Source organism: Azospira sp. I09, assembly GCF_009177135.1.
GTDB lineage: Bacteria > Pseudomonadota > Gammaproteobacteria > Burkholderiales > Rhodocyclaceae > Azospira > Azospira oryzae.
Window position 1 is genome coordinate 2,475,464 of sequence record NZ_AP021844.1, and the last position, 19,712, is coordinate 2,495,175.

Here is a 19,712-nt window from a genome sequence, read left to right on the forward strand (position 1 = left end):
GCGCCGGCGGTGGGCGTGAGGGCCCCTGCCAGTCGGAATACGGGAGGTCGTGCGGTGGTGGTCGGGCCTTATGGGGAACAACAGGCAGCGGGCTGGCCCTGGGCCGCTGCCGGCGCCCGGGTCGATGCCCGGGTCATGGGTGGGGAGATTGTAGCGTGAAGCCCGGCTTTGCATAGCCCCCGGGAATTCCCGGGGCCGGAGGCGGCCCTCAGTCCCGCAGTTCGCGGCCGGTGAGCTTGATGAACACGTCTTCCAGGTTGGCCGCCCGGTGCACGTAGTGCAGGCCCGGGGCGGCGGTCAGGGCCTCCAGCAGGGACGCCGGTTCGCGGCAGTAGAAGAAGGCCGTCTCGCCGGAGATTTCGCAGCGATCCGCCAGATGGCCGTGACCCTCGGCCCAGGCCGGGGCGTTTTCGCCGTAAACCTCCACCACCTGGGGCTCAATGTGGCTGGCGATCAGCTCCCGGGGGCTGCCCTGGGTGATCAGGCGGCCGTGGTCGAGCACCGCCAGCTGGTGGCAGAGGCGCTCCGCCTCGTCCATGAAGTGGGTGGTGAGGATGAGGGTCTTGCCCCGGGCGGTGAGGGCCTTGAGGCGTTCCCAGATGAGGTGCCGGGCCTGGGGATCGAGGCCGGTGGTGGGTTCGTCGAGGAAGACGATGTCCGGGTCGTTGACCAACGCCCGGGCCAGGGTCAGGCGCCGCTTCATGCCGCCGGAGAGGCTTTTCAGGGGCGACTTTTCCTTGCCGCCGAGGCCGGCGAATTCCAGCAGCTCGGGAATGCGGGCCAGCACCGTGGCGTCGCTGAGGCCGAAGTAGCGGCCGTACACCAGCAGGTTCTCGGCCACCGTGAAATCCGGGTCCAGGTTGTCGAACTGGGGCACCACGCCGGTCCGCAGACGGGCTTCCCTGGCCGCCTGCGGCACGGGCAGGCCGTTCAGCCGCACCGCGCCGGACTCCGGGGCCGTGAGGCCGAGGCAGCAGCGCAGGGTGGTGGTCTTGCCGGCGCCGTTGGGCCCGAGCAGGCCGAAGCAGGTGCCCGGCTCGACGGCAAAGGAGACGCCGTCCACGGCGGTGAAATCGCCGTAGCGCTTGACCAGGGATTCGACGATCAGAGGTTGCACAGGAGCCCTATCCATTTCTGTTTGAGCCCTGCCCGGGAAGGCAGGAGGGATGCCGTTCTCCGGCCGGGCAAGGCGGAGATGCCCGTCCTTGCTGGCTGCCACGGCATCGGTTGGTCAGTGTTTCCAGGCGCGGGTGATGATGTCTTTCAAGACGTGCAGGCGGCGGTGGAAGAAATGGTCCGCCCCCGCCACCACCACCACCGGCAGGTCCATGGGCTCGGCCCAGGCCAGCACGTTTTCCAAAGGCACCGTTTCGTCCTTGGAGCCGTGGATGACGATGGTGTCCGGTGCCACGGCGCTGGTGTTGTACTGGCGCGCGCCTTCCACATGGCCGGAGGCGGTGCCCACCAGCACCAGGCGCTGGGCCGGGTGGCCGGCTTCGGCCAGGCGGGCAGCCACCTTGGCCTGGACGTAGGCACCGAAGGAGAAGCCGGCCAGCACCACGGGCAGGTGGCCGAAGCGCTCCTTCGCATATTCCAGCACCGCCAGCATGTCATCGCTCTCGCCCTGGCCCTCGTCGTGGCTGCCTTCGCTCTGGCCGACGCCGCGGAAGTTGGGGCGCAGGGCGGCATAGCCCAGTTGCACCAGGGTGCGGGCCAGGGTCTGGGCCACCTTGTTGGTGTTGGCGCCGCCGAAGAGGGGATGGGGATGGCCGATGAGGGCGATGCCCTTGGGCGCCCCCGGGTTCTCCAGGATCACCTCGATCTTGCCGGCAGGACCGTCGAGCAGCAGCAGTTCGGGTTCGACGCGCATGGTCAGATCTTCAGGCGCTCGACGATGCGGCCGTGGAGCAGGTGTTCCTCCACGATCTCGTCGATGTCGGACCTGTCGAGGAAGGTGTACCAGGTCTCTTCCGGGTAGATCACCATCACCGGGCCGTTGTCGCAGCGGCCCAGGCAGCCGGCCTTGTTGATGCGCACCTGGCCGGGACCGTTGCGCTTGGCAGCGGCCACCTTGTCCTTGGCGTAGGCCATCAGCTCGCTGGCCCCCAGGGCGTTGCAGCAGGTTTCGCCGTCGGGGCGCTGGTTGCAGCAGATGAAGGCGTGGTGTTGGTAGTAGCTCATGGGGCAGTCCGGTAGGGAAAAACGTCGGGATCGGATTATAGCCGCCGCCCCAGCAGCATCAGGTAGGGCAGGGCGACGAAGGGCCACAGGGCGGCCGTCAGACGGGTAAGACCGTTGAAATTGAAAAAGTGCCCCTGGCGCCAGGCGGCCAGGGCGGCGGCGGAATAGGGATTCTCCGGCGCCAGGTTCACCAGCACCGTGGCCGCCATCAGGGCCAGGCCGGCGAGAACGATGCGCCAGTTGGGCGGCAGCCAGGCCAGCACCGCCAGCACGATGCCGCCCCACAGCAGGCCCAGGCGCGCCCCCTCGCTCCACCAGATGAAGGCGTCGCCGGGACTGACCAGCACCGCCAGGGCCAGGGACTTCACCCCCAGGGCCGCCAGGATCAGCAGGGGCGGGCCAACCCAGGCCGGCCAGCGGGGCGCCAGCAGGGTGCGGGCAAAGAGGCCCAGGGCCACCACCGAGGTGCCGACGATGAGGGCCTCCACCAGCTGGAACACGGGCGGATCGAAAGGCACGGCCAGGGGCAGGCCCAGCAGGCTGCGCAGGTCGCCGCTGCCGAAGAGCAGGGTTTCCGGCGACAGCTGGGTCACCAGCCACAGGCCCAGCAGCACCGCCCCCAGTTCGGCATGGGGCAGGTCCGCCACCAGGCGGCCGTGCCAGTGGGTCAGGCGCAGGAACAGGCGCTCGCCGTGGAAGAAGGCGGCCAGGGCGCCGAGCAGGGCCCCCAGGGCATTGCAGGCCAGGTCCAGGTTGGAGGGGACCCGGCTGGGCAGCCAGGTCTGCACCGACTCCAGGCCGAAGGAAAGGCCGCTGCCCAGCAGCACCGCCAGCAGGCTGGGCAGCAGGCGCGGCAGGACCGGCATGGGCAGGGCCAGGGCGAGGAGGAAGCCGAGGGGCAGGTACACCCCCACGTTCACCACCAGGTCGAAGGCTGTCCAGTAGCGGGGCCAGCCGGCCTCGAGGAAGGCGAAGGGGGACAGGCCCAGGTCGCGCCAGCCGGCGAAGGGGTGCAGGCTGGCGTAGATCACCAGCAGGACGTAGGCCAGGGCCAGGTAGCGGGCGAGGACGGTACCGGGGCGGGAGAACATGGCGGGGGACGGGCGGAGGGGAATCCGGAGGGCGTCGACGGGTTTTCAGTATGGCACAGGCGGGGACGGGGCGCCCCTCCGGCGCCGCCGCCCCGGCGACCTCAGCCGAGGAAGAGCTTGTAGGCCGGGTTGGCCGTCTCGTCCCAGTGGTGGTAGCCCAGCTCCTGGAGGAATGTCTGGAACTCGCCCATCTCCGCCGGCGGCACCTGCATGCCCACCAGCACCCGGCCGTAGTCGGCGCCGTGGTTGCGGTAGTGGAAGAGGCTGATGTTCCAGCCGGAGCTCATGCGGTTGAGGAAGTTCATCAGGGCGCCGGGCCGTTCCGGGAACTCGAAGCGGTACAGCAGCTCGTTCTCCACCTGGGGCGCATGGCCGCCGACCATGTGGCGCACGTGCAGCTTGCCCATTTCGTCGTCGGTCAGGTCCAGGGTGGCGTAGCCGTGCTTTTTCAGGCTCTCCACCAGCTTGGTGGATTCGGCCCGGTTGGCCACCTGCACGCCGACGAAGACGTGGGCTTCCCGCGCCTCGTGGAAGCGGTAGTTGAATTCGGTGATGTTGCGGCTGCCGATGAGGGAGACGAAGCGCTTGTAGGCGCCGGGCTTCTCCGGCAGGGTCACGGCCAGCACCGCCTCCCGCTGCTCGCCCACCTCGGCCCGCTCGGCGACGAAGCGCAGGCGGTCGAAATTGGTATTGGCGCCGGAGGCCACGGCCACCAGGGACTTGTCCTTCAGCTTGTGCTGCTTGGCGTATTCCTTGGCGCCGGCGATGGCCAGGGCGCCGGAGGGCTCCAGGATGGAGCGGGTGTCCTCGAAGACGTCCTTGATGGCGGCGCAGATGGCGTCCGTATCCACCAGGATGATGTCGTCCAGGTATTCGCGGCAGACCCGGAAGGTTTCCTCGCCGACGAACTTCACCGCCGTGCCGTCGGCGAAGAGGCCCACGCTGTCCAGGCGCACCCGCTTGCCGGCGGCGATGGACTGTTTCATGGCGTCGGCGTCGAAGGTTTCCACGCCGATGACCTTGATCTCCGGCCGCACCGCCTTGATGTAGGCGGCCACGCCGGCCGCCAGGCCGCCGCCGCCGATGGCCACGAACACGGCGTGGATCGGCTTGCCGTGCTGGCGCAGGATTTCCATGCCGATGGTGCCCTGGCCGGCGATGACGTAGGGGTCGTCGAAGGGGTGCACGAAAGTCAGCTTCTCGGCCTTCTCCAGCTCCACCGCATGGGCATAGGCCTCGTCGTAGGACTCGCCGGCCAGCACCACCTCGCCGCCCCGGGAAGCCACGGCCTGGACCTTGATCTGGGGCGTGGTGGTGGGCATGACAATGACCGCCCGGCAGCCGATCTTGGCGGCGGAAAGGGCTACGCCCTGGGCGTGGTTGCCGGCGGAGGCGCAGATGACGCCGCGCTGCAGCTGGGCCGGGGTGAGGTGGGCAATCTTGTTGTAGGCGCCGCGCAGCTTGAAGGAAAACACCGGCTGCATGTCCTCGCGCTTGAAATAGAAGCGGTTGCCGAGCCGGTGGGAGAGATTGGGCGCCAGTTCCAGGGGAGTCTCAACGGCGGCCTCATAGACCCGGGCGTTGAGGATTTTGGTCAGATAGTCGTGCTGCATGGGGAAGGTCGGATGCCGAGGGCGTAAAGCACGGCAGTGTACCCCCCGGGTGGGGGCAAGTCCATGAAGGGACTACCTGAAATCCAGGATAATGGTGGTCCATTGAAGCCCAACGCCTACCTAGTTTTTAAACCAACTTTGTCTCTTCATGCCTGACTGGTTTGCCGATCCTGCCGCCGGCCTGGGCGGCCTTTTCATCGCCAGCTTTCTTGCCGCCACCCTGCTGCCCGGCGGCTCGGAGGCCGCCCTTGCCGCCTTTCTCCTGGCCCACCCGGCAGAAGTGCCCGCCGCACTTTTCTGGGCCACCCTGGGGAACACTTTGGGCGGATTGACGTCTTATGGGGCCGGACGCCTACTGCCGGAGCGAAGCCTGCACCGGTTGCCGCACCTGGCCCAGGTGCGCCGCTTTGGCAGCCCCAGCCTGTTGCTGGCCTGGGCTCCCCTTGTCGGTGACGCCCTCTGTGTGGCGGCCGGCTGGCTGCGGCTACCCTGGCTGCCCTGCACCCTGTTCATGGCCGCCGGCAAGCTGGCCCGCTACTGGGTCGTGGCCCAGGGACTGGCACTGCTGGCGTCATGAAGGGCGGTCCGGGCAGGACCCGGTTCTGCCTGATGCACCGCAATACGTTAAAATTCACCTTTTGAAAGACACGGCCCTGGCCGCCCCCGTCCGATGACTGCACGTCTGCGCGAAATCCCCTACAACTACACCTCCTTCTCCGACCGGGAGATCGTCATCCGCCTGCTGGGCGAGGACATGTGGCGGGTGCTGGACGAACTCCGCGCCGAGCGCGTCACCGGCCGCTCCGCCCGCATGCTGTACGAGGTGCTGGGCGACATCTGGGTGGTGCAGCGCAACCCCTACCTGGAAGACGACCTGCTGGCCACCCCCAGCCGCCGCGAGGCCCTGGTGCAGGCCCTGCGCCACCGCCTGGCGGAAGTGGAAAAGCGCCGCAGCGAATCCGCCGGCGAGGACCCGGAACGCAGCCGCAAGGTGGCCCAGCTGGTGGAAGCCGCCCACAAGGCGGTGGACCGCTTCGAACAGCGCTTCATCGACACCCTCATGCTGCGCCGGAAGGTGCTGAAGACCCTGACCCGCCACACCCGCAAGGACAACGTGGCCTTCGACGGCCTAGCCCGGGTCTCCCATGTGACGGACGCCACCGACTGGCGCGTCGAATACCCCTTCGTCGTCCTCTACCCGGATACGGAAGAGGAAATCGGTCCCCTGGTGCGCGGCTGCATCGAGCTGGGCCTGACCATCATTCCCCGGGGGGGCGGCACCGGCTACACCGGCGGCGCCGTGCCCCTGTCGCCCCTGTCCGTGGTCATCAACACCGAGAAGCTGATCGACATCGGCCCGGTGGAAGAGATCGTCCTGCCCGGCCACGACAAGCCCTACGCCACCATCCGCACCAGCGTCGGCGTGGTTACCGACCGGGTCTCCGAAGCCGCCTCGGCCGCCGGCCGCGTCTTCGCCGTGGACCCCACCTCTGCCAGCGCCTCCTGCATCGGCGGCAATATCGCCATGAACGCCGGCGGCAAGAAGGCCGTGCTGTGGGGCACCGCCCTGGACAACCTGGCCTGGTGGAAGATGGTGACGCCGGACGGCAACTGGCTGGAGGTGGAGCGCCTCAACCACAACTTCGGCAAGATCCACGAGCAGGAGAAGGTGGAATTCCGCCTCAAGCGCTTCGACGCCAGGAGCTACAAGCTGCTCTCCGAAGAAGTGCTGACCCTGCCCGGCGCGGCCTGCCGCAAGACCGGCCTGGGCAAGGACGTCACCGACAAGTTCCTCGGCGGTGTGCCCGGAGTACAGAAGGAAGGCACCGACGGCATCATCGTCGCCGCCCGCTGGGTGCTGCACAAGATGCCCCCGGTCACCCGCACCGTCTGCCTGGAATTCTTCGGCCAGGTGCGGGAGGCCGTGCCCTCCATTGTCGAGATCACCGACTACTTCAAGCCGGGTGGCGAAGGCCACAAGGCCGGCGTGCAGCTGGCCGGCCTGGAGCATCTGGACGAACGCTATGTGAAGGCCGTCGGCTACGCCACCAAGGCCAAGCGCCACGGCCGGCCGAAGATGGTACTGATCGGCGACATCGTCGGCCACGACGAGAATGCGGTGATGCAGGCCGCCTCCGACGTGGTCAAGATGACCAATGTGCGCGGCGCCGAAGGCTTCATCGCCATCACTCCGGAAACCCGCAAGAAGTTCTGGCTGGACCGTTCCCGCACCGCCGCCATCTCCAAGCACACCAACGCCTTCAAGGTGAACGAGGACGTGGTGATCCCCCTGCCGCGCATGGGCGACTACTGCGACGGCATCGAGCGCATCAACATCGAACTGTCCCTGCAGAACAAGCTGGACCTGTGCGATGCCCTGACCGAATTCTTCAAGGGCGATCTGCCGGTCAACAGCGCCGACACCAAGCTGGACAAGGACGTGCTCATCGAGGACCGCCGCGAGCGGGCCCTGGAGCACATCAGCGACGTGCGGGCCCGCTGGCAGTGGCTGCTGGACAACCTGGACCTGCCCCTGGCCGAGGCCGAGCAGCGCTTCGCCGAATTCGGCGTGGTGGCTGGCGAGCTGACCAACCGGGCCGCCAACCCGACCCTCTTCCACCGCCTGCAGGACTACTCCGTGCGCGCCTCCTGGAAGAAGGAGCTGAAGGAGCCCCTGGACAACATCTTCAACGGCGCCACCTACCGGCCCCTCTCCGAGAAGATGGCCGCCGTGCAGAAGGAAGTGCTGCGCGGCCGTGTCTTCGTGGCCCTGCACATGCACGCCGGCGACGGCAACGTGCACACCAACATCCCGGTGAATTCGGACCACTACGAGATGCTGCAGACCGCCAACAAGGCGGTGGAACGCATCATGCACCTGGCCCGCTCCCTGGACGGCGTCATCTCCGGTGAGCACGGCATCGGCATCACCAAGCTGGAATTCCTGACGGACGAGGAAATCGGCCCCTTCCGCGCCTACAAGGAGAAGGTGGACCCGGAAGGCCGCTTCAACAAGGGCAAGCTGATGCCCGGCGGCGACCTGCACAACGCCTATACGCCCTCCTTCTCCCTGCTCGGGGCCGAGTCCCTGATCATGGAGCAGTCCGAGATCGGCAAGATCGCCGACTCCATCAAGGACTGCCTGCGCTGCGGCAAGTGCAAGCCGGTGTGCTCCACCCACGTGCCCCGGGCCAACCTGCTCTATTCCCCGCGCAACAAGATTCTCGGCACCTCCCTGCTGATCGAGGCCTTCCTCTACGAGGAGCAGACCCGCCGCGGCATTTCCCTGCAGCACTTCGACGAATTCAACGACGTGGCCGACCACTGCACGGTCTGCCACCGCTGCGTCAAACCCTGCCCGGTGGATATCGACTTCGGCGACGTCTCGGTAGCCATGCGCAACTTCCTGCGCAAGCAGGGCAAGAAGAAGCTGGACCCGGGCAAGGCCGCCACCATGTGGTTCCTCACCATGAAGGATCCGGCCACCATCAAGCTGGCCCGCACCATGATGATCGGCTGGGGCTACAAGCTGCAGCGCCTGGGCGTGAAGCTGGCCAAGACCTTCGGCCTGACCCAGGGCATCGTGCAGCACCCGCCCGCCACCCTGGGCCGGCCCTCGGTGAAGGCCCAGGTGATCCATTTCATCAACAAGCCCATGCCGGGCAACCTGCCCAAGCGCACTTCCCGGGCCCTGCTGGACATCGAGGACGACCACGTGGTGCCGGTGATCCGGGACCCGCAGAAGGCCACCGAGGATTCGGACGCGGTCTTCTACTTCCCCGGCTGCGGCTCCGAGCGCCTCTTCTCCCAGGTGGGTCTGGCCACCCAGGCCATGCTCTACGAGACCGGCGCCGTCACCGTGCTGCCCCCGGGTTACCTGTGCTGTGGCTACCCGCAGAATGCCGCCGGCGAGGAGGACAAGGGCCAGAAGATCATCACCGACAACCGGGTGCTGTTCCACCGGGTGTCCACCACCCTCAATTACCTGGACATCAAGACGGTGATCGTCTCCTGCGGCACCTGCATGGACCAGCTGCAGAAGTATGAATTCGAGAAAATCTTCCCCGGCTGCCGCCTGCTGGACATCCACGAGTACCTGCTGGAAAAGGGCGTCAAGCTGGAAGGCGTCAAGGGCACCCAGTACATGTACCACGAGCCCTGCCATACGCCGATGAAGACCTACTCCGGCATCAAGGTGGTGAACGACCTGATGGGCCAGCGCGTGGACCTCAACGACCGCTGCTGCGGCGAGTCCGGCTCCTTCGCCCTGTCCCGTCCCGACATCTCCACCCAGGTGCGCTTCCGCAAGCAGGAGGAGATCGAGAAGGGCGCCACCAAGCTGCGCCAGGACTTTGGCGTCCAGGACCAGGTGAAGATCCTCACCTCCTGCCCTTCCTGCCTCCAGGGCCTGTCCCGCTACGAGCCGGATGCCGACATCCAGGCCGACTACATCGTGGTGGAAATGGCCAAGACCCTGCTGGGCGAGAACTGGATGGCCCAGTACGTGCAGAAGGCCAACAGCGGCGGCATCGAGCGGGTGCTGCTGTAAGCCCCACTGTCACAAACGCTCACTGATGTTGATGAAGCCCCCTGCTAGCATGGAGTCGTTGCATACAGGAGGTTTCATCATCATGAGCGCCAAGGAAATCAACACCGCTCTCGTCCTGGCGCCGGCCCTGCCTCTGACCCTGATGGGACTGGCTTTCGCCGTCTATCTCTGTCTCTGAGACAGGCCCGCGCCGTGCCCCAAGCCCTGGCAAGCATCCACATCGCAACCCGGGGCCGGGGGCTTCACGAATTCACCCGACAAGCCCGCGACTTCGTCGCCGCCAGCGGCCTCCACCAGGGCCTGCTCACCGTTTTCTGCCGCCACACCTCCGCTTCCCTGCTCATCCAGGAAAACGCCGATCCCTCCGTACAGCGGGATCTGGAGCGCTTCTTCGCCAAGCTGGTACAAGATGGGGACCCGGCCTTCGAGCATGACCTGGAAGGGCCGGACGACATGCCGGCCCACATCCGCGCCGCCCTGACCCAGACCTCCCTCGGCATCCCCGTCAGCGACGGCCGCCTGCTGCTGGGTACCTGGCAGGGGCTCTATCTCTACGAACACCGCCACCGGGGCCATTCCCGGGAGGTGGTGCTGCATCTGCTCGGCGACTGAATCCGGCGGCGACCCTCAGTCGTCGGCGGCGCCGGCGCTGGCCGGGGCTCCCAGGGCCTGCAGGGGCCGCCGCATCCACCACACCATGAAGACGCCGGGTACGGCCACCAGGATCGAGAAGAGGAAGAAGGCGGGCCAGCCGATGGATTCGGAAAGCACACCGGAGAGGGGACTGACATAGATGCGCCCCACCGCCGCGAAAGCCGAGAGCAGGGCATAGTGGGTGGCGGAGAAGCGATGGTTGCAAAGCCCCATGAGCAGGGCGACGAAGGCAACGGTACCCATGCCGCCGCTGATGTTCTCCCCAGCGATTACCGTCAGCAGCAGCCAGTCCAGGCTGGCCGGGGTATGCAAGGAAACGATGCCCCAGTCGAAGGCCGGCACCATCACCGCCCCCCAGGCCCCCTTGCCGAGCAGGGCCAGCAGGTAGAAGCCGAAGTTGGAAACCAGCTGCAGCACGCCGAAAAACAGAAGGGAGCGGTAAAGGGCCAGGCGGGTCATGATGAGGCCGCCGATGAAGGCTCCCAGGATGGTCAGCCAGATGCCGATGACCTTGTTGGCGATGCCCACCTCTTCCTGCAGGAAGCCCATGCCCTTGATCAGGAAGGGCGTGGTCAGGCTGCCGGCGAAGGCGTCCCCCAGCTTGTACAGCACGATCAGCAGGAGGAAGGCTCCGGCACCGCTCTGGGCGAAGTAGCTGGCGAGGGACTGGTTGAGGGTCTCGAAGCCGGCCTTGCGGGAACACCACCAGGCCAGGGGCAGGGCGGCGGCAATCTCGGCCAGGACGAACAACAGCTGCACCCACTTGTTGGCATCGTCCGGATTGAGGCCCAGCACCACCAGGGCCTGGCGAGCCACGACATAGCCGGCGACGACGCCGGCCAGCATGGCGGCAAAGCCCAGCAGTTCCTTTTTCGGGTCCGAGGCCAGGGGCTTGTTGGCGCTGCTGACCCGGGGCACGGCCAGCAGGGAGAAGGCGGCGCAACCCACCATGATGGCCGCCATCACCGCGTACACCCGGGGCCAGGACTGCCACTGGCCGGCCCAGATGAGGCTGATGCCGCCGGAAAGGATCATGGCTAGGCGGTAGGCGAAGACATGCACCGAGGCGCCGAGACCCCGTTCGGCCTCGGGCAGCAGGTCGGTACGGTAGGCGTCCACCACCACGTCCTGGGAAGCGGCCAGGAACGCTACCGCCAGGGCCGCCAGGGCGAACAGCTGGGGCGCCGTCGCCGGCGACAGGCCGGACATCAGCCACAGCAGCCCGCCCAGGGCCAGTTGGGTGAGCACCAGCCAGCCCCGGCGCCGGCCCAGGAAGGGCGGCTCGAAGCGGTCCATGAGGGGCGCCCAGAGAAACTTGAAGGTGTAGGGAATGCCCACCAGGCCGAAGAAGCCGATGGTGGCTAGGTCGATGCCGTCCACCGTCAGCCAGGCCTGCATGGCCTGCCCGGTGAGGGCCAGGGGCAGGCCGGAGGCGAAGCCCAGCACCAGGATGGCGGCCAGGCGCCAGGCCCGGCCCAGACGGGCGCCGGCGGAAAGGACCGCGGCCTCGGCCACGCTCAGTCCCGGCCCAGGCGGCAGATGGCCAGGCTGGCGAGGAAGTTGGGATCTTCCGTCACTTCCTTGCCTTCGTCGAAAGCCTTCAGCTCCCGCATGGCGATGCCCTTTTCCTCACACAGGGCCTGGAAGTCGGCGATGGTGAAGAAGCGCACGTTGGGGGAGTCGTACCACTGGTAGGGCAGGTCCTTGGAGACCGGCATGCGGCCGTTGAGGATGGCCTGGCGGTGCAGCCAGTAGCCGAAGTTGGGGAAGGAAACCACCGCCTCCCGGCCCACCCGCAGCAGCTCTTCCAGCAGGGGTACGGTGCGGTGCACGGTCTGCAGGGAGAGGGACATGATGGCGTGGTCGAAGAAACCGTCCTCGAAGCCGGCCAGGCCCTGCTCCAGGTTGCTCTGAATGACATTGACGCCGTTGCGCACGCAGGCCAGGACGTTGGCCGGATCGATATCCACGCCGTAGCCGTGGGCATTGCGGACCTGGGCCAGGAACTTGAGCAGGCTGCCGTCGCCGCAGCCCAGGTCCAGCACCCGTTCGCCGGGGGCGATCCACTTGGCGATGACATCGAAGTCGAAACGGTCGAGAGAATTGTTGGTCATGGCGGCTCTCTCAGACGGCGATGTTGTGCAGGTAGGCGCCCATCACCGCATGGTACTGGGCGTCGTCCAGGAGGAAGGAGTCGTGGCCGGCGTTGCAGTCGATCTCGGCGTAGGAGACTTCCCGGTTGTTGTGCAGCAGGGCATACACCATCTCCCGGCTGCGCTCCGGCGCGAAACGCCAGTCGGTGGTGAAGGAGACCAGCAGGAACTTGGCCGAGGCCCGGGCCAGGGCCGCCTTCAGGTCGCCGCCGAAATCCCGGGCCGGATCGAAGTAGTCCAGGGCCTTGGTGGTGATGAGATAGGTGTTGGCGTCGAAGAAGCCGGCGAACTTGTCCCCCTGGTAGCGCAGGTAGGACTCGATCTCGAAATCCACGTCGTAGTTGTACTTGAGCACCCCTTCCCGCAGCTGGCGGCCGAATTTCTCCCCCATCTGGTCGTCGGAAAGATAGGTGATATGACCCACCATGCGCGCCAGGCGCAGGCCCCGGGCCGGCACCACGCCGTGCTCGTAGTAGTTGCCGCCGTGGAAGTCCGGGTCGGTGAGGATGGCCTGGCGGGCCACCTCGTTGAAGGCGATGTTCTGGGCGGTGAGCTTGGGGGCGGAGGCGATGACCAGGGCGTGGCGCACCCGCTCCGGGTATTCCAGGCTCCACTGCAGGGCCTGCATGCCGCCCAGGCTGCCGCCGATGATGGCGGCCCACTGGTTGATGCCGAGGCGGTCGGCAAGGCGGGCCTGGGACTCGACCCAGTCCTCCACCGTCACCACCGGGAAGTCGGCGCCGTAGGGCTTGCCCGTGGCCGGGTTGATGGAGCCGGGGCCGGTGGAGCCGTAACAGCCGCCCAGGTTGTTCACCCCGACGACGAAGAACTTGTCGGTATCCAGGGGCTTGCCCGGGCCCACCAGGTTATCCCACCAGCCCACGTTCTTCGGGTTGTCGGCGTAGTGGCCGGCCACGTGGTGGCTGCCGGAGAGGGCATGGCACACCAGCACGGCATTGGAACGGTCGGCGTTGAGGCGGCCGTAGGTCTCATAGACCAGGTCGTAGGCGGCCAGGGTGGCGCCGCTGGCCAGCTGGATGGGTTCGGCGAAATGGGCCCGCTGGGGACTCACCACACCGACGGAATGCTTGTCTGACATCGCAGGATTTCAATCACCAAAAAACAAGACGCCCAGTCGGAGAATCGAGATTGGCTCGGCTCGGACTGGGCATCGGTCCTCGCTTTAGCCGTATTTATTAAGCGCCCGCAAGCTGACGGATTTCAAATCGGCGCTGTGGAACATGATAACCAAGGGGGCGGAGGAGCGCAAACGCGGTCCGCCCCGGGCTCAGGCATTGAGCTTGTCGATCTGCTCGCGGATTTTCTCCGGCTCGCTGTAGCGGAGGATCTTGCGCACCTGGGGCGCGATCTCGGCCACTTCGCTCTTCAGCACGTGCTGCTTCACTTCCAGGATCTGGGAGGGATGCATGGAGAAGACGCGCAGGCCCATGCCCAGCAACAGCCGGGTCATGGCCGGATCGCCGGCCAGCTCGCCGCAGACGGACACCGGCAGGCCGGCCTTCTCGCCGCTGTAGATGGTGTGGGCCACCAGCATCAGCACCGCCGGATGCAGGGGATCGTAGAGCTGGGAGACGGTCTCGTCGGAACGGTCGATGGCCAGGGCGTACTGGATCAGGTCGTTGGTGCCGATGGAGAGGAAATCCAGGCGCCGCAGGAACATGCCGATGGCCAGGGCGGCGGCGGGAATCTCGATCATGCCGCCCACCTCGATGCCCTCGTCGAAGCCGATCTTCTGCTCCCGCAGGCTCTGCTTGGCCGCCTGCACCGCCGCCAGGGTGGCGTCGATCTCGTGGGCGTGGGCCAGCATGGGAATGAGGATTTTCACCTTGCCGTACTTGGAGGCCCGCAGGATGGCCCGCAGCTGGGTGCGGAACATCTTCGGCTCGGCCAGCTGCAGGCGGATGGCGCGCAGGCCCAGGGCCGGGTTGGTCTTGACCCGGTCCATGGCGTCCAGGGCCTTGTCGGCCCCCAGGTCGAAGGTGCGGATGGTCACGGGCTTGCCTTCCATGCCCTTGACCACCTTGCGGTAGGCCTCGAACTGCTCGTCCTCGGTGGGCATATCGCCCCGGTTGAGGAAAAGGAATTCGGTGCGGAACAGGCCGATGCCGTCGGCACCGGCGGTGCGGGCCGCCTCCACGTCCTCCGGCAGTTCGATGTTGGCGTACATCAGCACATCCACCCCGTCCAGGGTGGTGGCCTTCATGGTCTTGAGGCGCTTCAACTTGGAGCGTTCCAGCTCCAGTTCGCTCTTGCGCAGCCGGTACTCTTCCAGCACCCGCTCGTCCGGATTGACGATGACCACGCCCCGAGTGCCATCGATGATCAGCAGTTCGCCGTCCCGGATCAGGTCCCGGGCCCGGTGCAGGCCGACGATGGAGGGGATAGCCATGGAGCGGGCCAGGATGGCGGTGTGGGAGGTGGCGCCGCCCACGTCGGTGATGAAGGAGGCGAAACGCTGCTCCTTGAAGCCGATGGTGTCGGCGGGGGAAAGGTCGTGGGCGACGATGATCTGGTCCGTCGTCTCCTTGCCGCCCTTGCGCGCCCGCAGGGCGGAGCGGCCGGGATGGCCCATCAGCACCTTGACCACCCGCTCCACCACCTGCACCACGTCGGCCTTGCGTTCTCGCAGGTAGGCGTCGTCGATGGCGTCGAACTGGGCCACCAGGCGCTCCATCTGCTGCACCACGGCCCACTCGGCGTTGCAGCGGCGTTCCCGGATGATCTGCTTGGGCACTTCCGACAGTTCCGGGTCGGCCAGGATCATGCCGTGCAGGTCCACGAAAGCCCGCAGCTCGGCCGGGGCGTTGCCCTTGCTGGCTTCCAGCTTGAGCTGTTCCAGTTCGGCTTGCACCGCCAGGATGGCGGCCTCGAAGCGCAGCACTTCCTTGTCGGCCATGCGCGGGCCGATGGTCAGGTGGGCCACCTCCAGGGTGGCGTGGGACATGAGCTGGGCCACCCCGATGGCAATGCCGCCGGAAACGCCAAGGCCGTGGATGGTGAAGCTCATGTCGGTCTCCCGAGGTGTTGTTCTGTTTATGCCGCCCGCGGGCGGACTGGCTTGGGGCCGCGACGCCGTGCCGGCGTCATGGCGGAAATCACTCCCCTTCGCCGAATTTGTCGGCAATCAGGGCCAGGAGTTCCTGCAGGGCCTGCTCCGCATCCGGACCGCTGGTCTCGACGCTGACCGTGGAACCCTTGCCGGCGGCCAGCATCATCACCCCCATGATGCTCTTGGCGTTGATGCGGCGGCCGTTGCGCTCCATCCACACCTCGCTCTTGAAGCGGCCGGCGAGCTGGGTCAGCTTGGCCGAGGCCCGGGCGTGCAGGCCCAGCTTGTTGGTGATTTCCGCATCGGCACGGCAGGTCTGGCTCATGCATTACTCCTTTCAGGGCTCACCCGGGCTCAGGGCAGGGGAGCGGAACATTCGGTGGCGGCGGTGAGGGCCTTGTCCCTCAGTGCCTCCAGGGGCAGCTGACGGTAATTGACGGCCCGCAGCAGCATGGGCAGGCTGACCCCGGCGGCGCCGGCGACCCGGCCCGGCTGCAGCAGCTCCCGGGACAGGTTGGCCGGAGTGGCGCCGAACAGGTCGGTCAGCAGCAGTACCCCGTCGCCGCTGTCGAGATCGGCCACCCGGGCCTTGGCCTGGGCCAGGAAATCCTCCCGCGCCTCGTCATGGCCGGCGCGCAGGCTGGCCACCCTTTCCTCCGCCAGATTGCGGCCGAGGACGTGGGAAGCGGCGCCGATGAGGGCGGGGCCGATGTCGCCGTGGGCGATGATCAAGATGCCAACTGTCATTCTAGCTTAAGGTCCTGCCTGGAAATCAAAGCCTGGCGCCGAAGACGGGCAGGCCAACAAGGAGAGGAAGAGCTGGCGCGGCAATGGCGGCATGCCCGGCTGGAACGATTATCCGGTGCGGTCCGGCGGCCGGCAACCGCCGGCGGTCAGCTTCCCACCCGGCGACCGCCAGGGCCGGAGCGGCCTCTCCCCTGCAAAACTAGGGAGATATTACCGTTGCCGGCTTCACTCCGTCTGCCCATTTCAGCCGCTCGGCCAGACCTTTGGTCACCTGGATGGCGCCGCTGCCGTCCACCCGCAGGGCCTGGCTGACGCCGGTGGCCTGGGCCAGGCGCTGCCAGTCGGCGGCGCCGGCGATGAAGAGGGGCTTGGACAGGGCGTCGGAAAGGGTGCCGGCCTGGGGCCCGGGAGGGATGAGCACGGTCACCGTCTGGGTGCCCTGGGCCGGCCAGCCCCGGCGCGGATCGATGAGGTGGCTGTAGCGCTGGCCGCCCACCTCGAAATAGCGCTGGTAGTCGCCGGAGGTACCGACCGCCTCGCCGTCCTTCAGCTCCAGGCTGGCCATGGGGCCCGGCTGGCGCGGATGCTGGATGCCCACCCGCCAGGGATCGCCGTTCTTCTCGCCCAGGGCCAGCACGTTGCCGCCGATGTTGATGAGGGCATTGTGGATGCCCCGGGCCTTGAGGATGGCGGCGGCCCGGTCCAGGGCCACGCCCTTGAGATAGCCGCCCAGGTCGATGGCCACCGAGGGATTGCTGCAGGCCACCCGCTCGCCCTTGAAGCTCAGGTCCCGCAGGGAAGGGCGGGCGGCGGCGAGGAAGGAGGCCCGGTTGGGATCGGGCAGGGCCGGCTTGAACTCGTCGGCGTGGAAACCCCACAGCTCCACCAGGCGGCCGATGGCCGGGTCGAACAGCCACTGGCCCCGGGCGGCGATGGCCTGGGAATCCTGCAGCAGCTGGCGCAGTTCGGCCGAGACCTTGAGGCTCTTGCCGGCGGCGATGGCATCGTTGAGGGCGGTCAGCTCGGACGGCTGCCAGGCGTGGTAGGCCCGGTGCAGCCGGTCGAATTCCTGCAGCACTTCACCCACCGCCGCCCGCGCCTGGGGCTCCGGGGTACCGGCCACCAGCACCTCGACCCGGGTGCCGAAGACGTAGGCTTCCTGCTGGGTCAGGGGGGCCTTGCTGCAAGCGGAAAGAAGGGAAAGCAGGACGGCGACGAACAGGGGTGCTACGAACCGCATGCGTGCTCCAGGGCGGTGATGAAGGCGCCGGCCACATCGAAGCCGGTCTGCTGTTGGATCTCCACCATGCAGGTGGGGCTGGTGACGTTGATTTCCGTGAGCCAGTCGCCGATCACGTCCAGGCCCACCAGGAACAGGCCCCGGGCCACCAGGACGGGGCCCAGGGTCTCGGCGATCTGCCGGTCTCGGGGCGACAGCTCCTGGGCCACGCCGGTGCCGCCCACGGCCAGGTTGCCGCGGGTCTCGCCGGCCTTGGGAATGCGGGCCAGGGCGTAGGGCACGGGCTTGCCGTTGATCAGCAGGATGCGCTTGTCGCCATGGCTGATCTCGGGAATGAAGCGCTGGGCCATGACCGTGCGCTGGCCCAGCTGGGTCAGCACCTCGATGATGACGTTGCGGTTGGGCTCGTTGCGATGGACGCGGAAGATGGAGCTGCCGCCCATGCCGTCCAGGGGCTTCATCACCACGTCCCGCTGGGTGTCGATGAAGGCCTGCAGGGCATGGCTGTCCCGGGTCACCAGGGCCGGCACGGTGAACTGGGGGAATTCGGCGGTGGCGAACTTCTCCGAATGGTCGCGCAGGGCCCGGGGCTTGTTGAAAATGCGCGCCCCTTCGGCCTCGGCCCGCTCCAGCAGCCAGGTGGCGGTGACGTATTCGACGTCGAAGGGCGGGTCCTTGCGCATCACCACCGCATCGAAATCCTTCAGGGCCAGGCTCTCCCGGCCCGTCTCCCGGTACCAGTCGTGGTCGTCGGGCCGGGTGTGCACGCGCAGGGCCTGGCCCCGCACGCCGCCCTCCTGGCTCCAGGCCAAGCTGTCCACCTGCAGGGCCCAGGCCTCGTGGCCGTGGCGCTCTGCGGCCCGCATCATGGCCACGGATGAATCCTTGTAGGCCTTGAGCTGGTCCAGGGGATCGACGATGAAGGCAATGCGCATGGAAAGTCCTGAAAGAGGTGGGCGGCAGGAGCGAGCCCTGTCACAGAGGCGAAAACGCCGGGATGGTTCCCGGCCGTCGCCCCGGACAAGGACATCAGGCCGCCGGCGCGGTGTTTTCCAGTTCCACGGACGCTGCCAGCAGGGCCAGGCGGGCCACCACTCCGTAGGCGTAGAAGCGGTTGGGCGGGGCATCCGGGGCCAGGGCGTGCTCGGGCTGGTTGCAGCAGGTCTCAAAGGCCAGGGGCTCGAAGTGCATGCCCGGGGCGTTGAGGTTTTCGTCCTTGGCGCGACCGCTGTGCACCCGGTAGAAGCCGCCGACCACATAGCGGTCGATCATGTACACCACCGGCTCGGCGACGCCGTCGTTGATGCTCTCGAAGGTATGCACCCCTTCCTGGATGATCACCTCGGACACTTCCAGGCCTTCCTTGACCACGCTCATCTTGTTGCGCTGCTTGCGGTTGAGGCCGGTGACCTCGGAGGCGTCCTTCACCGTCATGACGCCCATGCCGTAGGTGCCGGCATCGGCCTTGACCACCACGTAGGGCGTCTCGGTGACGCCGTATTCCTTGTACTTCTCGCGGATGCGGGCCAGCAGCATGTCCACCTGGGCGGCCAGGCAGTCCTCGCCCTGGCGCTCATGGAAGTTGATCTGGTTGCACACGGCGAAATAGGGATTGATGCGCCACGGGTCCAGCCCCAGATGGGCGGCGAAGTCGGTGGCCACCTGGTCGTAGGCGGCGAAGTGGTGGGACTTGCGGCGCACCGCCCAGCCGGCGTGCAGGGGCGGCAGCAGGAACTGCTCGTTGAGGTTCTGCAGGATGGCAGGGGCGCCGGCGGAAAGGTCGTTGTTGAGCAGGATGGCGCAGGGATCGAAGTCCTTCAGGCCGAGCCGGTACTGGGTCCGCACCAGGGGCTCCAGCACCAGGCTGTGGCCGTTGGGCAGTTCCAGGGTGGTGGGCTCGGTGATCTCCGGCAGCAGGGTGCCGATGCGCACGTTGAGGCCGGTCTGGCGCAGGATGGTGGCCAGCTGGGCCACGTTCATCAGGTAGAACTGGTTGCGCGTGTGGTTCTCGGGGATGAGCAGCAGGTTGCGGGCATCGGGACAGATTTTCTCGATGGCCGACATGGTGGCATGCACGCACAGGGGCAGGAAGGCCGGATTCAGGTTGTTGAAGCCGCCGGGGAAGAGATTGGTATCCACCGGGGCCAGCTTGAAGCCGTTGTTGCGCAGGTCCACCGAGCCGTAGAAGGGCGGGGTGTGCTCCTGCCACTGGCTGCGCAGCCATTGTTCGATGCGGGTACTGTCGTCGAGGAAGCGTTTTTCCAGGTCCAGCAGGGGGCCGGTGAGGGCGGTGGTGAGATGGGGAACCATGGGGAGCTGTCTCCGGGTCGGCGGAACGCCGTTGTGGTTGAGACGGCCTATGTTACCAAAACGGGGCGTCCCGCCGCCCCGACGGCTTTCCCTTAGTCCCCCGG

General features: G+C 67.2%; 17 protein-coding genes. 3 read left to right on the top strand and 14 right to left on the bottom strand.

Translation table 11 applies throughout. The features are described 5' to 3' along the window. Positions 1-208: 208 nt before the first annotated feature. The 5 genes from AZSP09_RS11610 to ilvA all read right to left on the bottom strand — a co-directional run bounded on the left by AZSP09_RS11610 (position 209) and on the right by ilvA (position 4,885). Positions 209-1,117, bottom strand: a complete 909-nt coding sequence (locus AZSP09_RS11610) for an ATP-binding cassette domain-containing protein (RefSeq protein WP_232058791.1) — start codon at positions 1,115-1,117, stop codon at positions 209-211. 114 nt (positions 1,118-1,231) lie between these two features. Beyond that, the gene (locus AZSP09_RS11615) at positions 1,232-1,870 is read right to left on the bottom strand and encodes an alpha/beta hydrolase (protein WP_152090125.1); all 639 of its coding nucleotides are present in this window, start codon (positions 1,868-1,870) and stop codon (positions 1,232-1,234) included. Between the two features lie 2 nt (positions 1,871-1,872). Continuing rightward, positions 1,873-2,181 (bottom strand): (2Fe-2S) ferredoxin domain-containing protein, encoded by a 309-nt coding sequence (locus tag AZSP09_RS11620; RefSeq protein ID WP_014235836.1) that lies wholly within the window; start codon positions 2,179-2,181, stop codon positions 1,873-1,875. Between the two features lie 35 nt (positions 2,182-2,216). Further along, positions 2,217-3,272 (bottom strand): VanZ family protein, encoded by a 1,056-nt coding sequence (locus AZSP09_RS11625; RefSeq protein ID WP_152090126.1) that lies wholly within the window; start codon positions 3,270-3,272, stop codon positions 2,217-2,219. A 101-nt stretch (positions 3,273-3,373) separates the two neighbouring features. Next, positions 3,374-4,885, bottom strand: coding sequence for a threonine ammonia-lyase, biosynthetic (ilvA, locus tag AZSP09_RS11630; RefSeq protein WP_152090127.1), 1,512 nt, complete (start codon positions 4,883-4,885; stop codon positions 3,374-3,376). Positions 4,886-5,033: 148 nt separating this feature from the next. Here ilvA and AZSP09_RS11635 point away from each other — a divergent pair, with 148 nt between their 5' ends. The 3 genes from AZSP09_RS11635 (at position 5,034) to AZSP09_RS11645 (ending at position 10,046) form a co-directional block, all read left to right on the top strand. Next, positions 5,034-5,462 (top strand): YqaA family protein, encoded by a 429-nt coding sequence (locus AZSP09_RS11635; protein ID WP_152090128.1) that lies wholly within the window; start codon positions 5,034-5,036, stop codon positions 5,460-5,462. Between the two features lie 93 nt (positions 5,463-5,555). Then, entirely contained in the window at positions 5,556-9,434 is a 3,879-nt protein-coding gene (locus AZSP09_RS11640) for a DUF3683 domain-containing protein (protein ID WP_152090129.1), read from the top strand. A gap of 192 nt (positions 9,435-9,626) precedes the next feature. Continuing rightward, positions 9,627-10,046 (top strand): secondary thiamine-phosphate synthase enzyme YjbQ, encoded by a 420-nt coding sequence (locus AZSP09_RS11645; RefSeq protein ID WP_152090130.1) that lies wholly within the window; start codon positions 9,627-9,629, stop codon positions 10,044-10,046. Positions 10,047-10,061: 15 nt separating this feature from the next. Here the strand turns inward: AZSP09_RS11645 and AZSP09_RS11650 are convergent, their stop codons facing one another. The 9 genes from AZSP09_RS11650 to gshA form a co-directional block, all read right to left on the bottom strand. Continuing rightward, entirely contained in the window at positions 10,062-11,603 is a 1,542-nt protein-coding gene (locus AZSP09_RS11650) for an AmpG family muropeptide MFS transporter (protein WP_014235849.1), read from the bottom strand. Positions 11,604-11,605: 2 nt separating this feature from the next. Further along, positions 11,606-12,202: a methionine biosynthesis protein MetW gene (gene metW, locus AZSP09_RS11655; protein ID WP_152090131.1), complete on the bottom strand. Its 597-nt coding sequence runs from the start codon at positions 12,200-12,202 to the stop codon at positions 11,606-11,608. 10 nt (positions 12,203-12,212) lie between these two features. Further along, positions 12,213-13,340: a homoserine O-succinyltransferase MetX gene (gene metX, locus AZSP09_RS11660; RefSeq protein ID WP_014235851.1), complete on the bottom strand. Its 1,128-nt coding sequence runs from the start codon at positions 13,338-13,340 to the stop codon at positions 12,213-12,215. Positions 13,341-13,529: 189 nt separating this feature from the next. Continuing rightward, positions 13,530-15,269, bottom strand: a complete 1,740-nt coding sequence (ptsP, locus tag AZSP09_RS11665) for a phosphoenolpyruvate--protein phosphotransferase (protein WP_014235852.1) — start codon at positions 15,267-15,269, stop codon at positions 13,530-13,532. An 88-nt stretch (positions 15,270-15,357) separates the two neighbouring features. Next, positions 15,358-15,636 carry an HPr family phosphocarrier protein gene (locus AZSP09_RS11670; RefSeq protein ID WP_014235853.1) on the bottom strand — a complete coding sequence of 93 codons (279 nt, stop codon included), beginning with the start codon at positions 15,634-15,636 and terminating at the stop codon, positions 15,358-15,360. A 29-nt stretch (positions 15,637-15,665) separates the two neighbouring features. Then, positions 15,666-16,058 carry a PTS sugar transporter subunit IIA gene (locus AZSP09_RS11675; RefSeq protein WP_014235854.1) on the bottom strand — a complete coding sequence of 131 codons (393 nt, stop codon included), beginning with the start codon at positions 16,056-16,058 and terminating at the stop codon, positions 15,666-15,668. A gap of 199 nt (positions 16,059-16,257) precedes the next feature. Next, positions 16,258-17,298 (bottom strand): FAD:protein FMN transferase, encoded by a 1,041-nt coding sequence (locus tag AZSP09_RS11680; protein ID WP_152090132.1) that lies wholly within the window; start codon positions 17,296-17,298, stop codon positions 16,258-16,260. Continuing rightward, positions 17,286-18,233 carry a glutathione synthase gene (gene gshB, locus AZSP09_RS11685; RefSeq protein WP_152090133.1) on the bottom strand — a complete coding sequence of 316 codons (948 nt, stop codon included), beginning with the start codon at positions 18,231-18,233 and terminating at the stop codon, positions 17,286-17,288. The genes AZSP09_RS11680 and gshB overlap by 13 nt, the downstream gene beginning before the upstream one ends. 94 nt (positions 18,234-18,327) lie before the next feature. Further along, the gene (gene gshA, locus AZSP09_RS11690) at positions 18,328-19,608 is read right to left on the bottom strand and encodes a glutamate--cysteine ligase (protein WP_014235857.1); all 1,281 of its coding nucleotides are present in this window, start codon (positions 19,606-19,608) and stop codon (positions 18,328-18,330) included. Positions 19,609-19,712 lie beyond the last annotated feature (104 nt).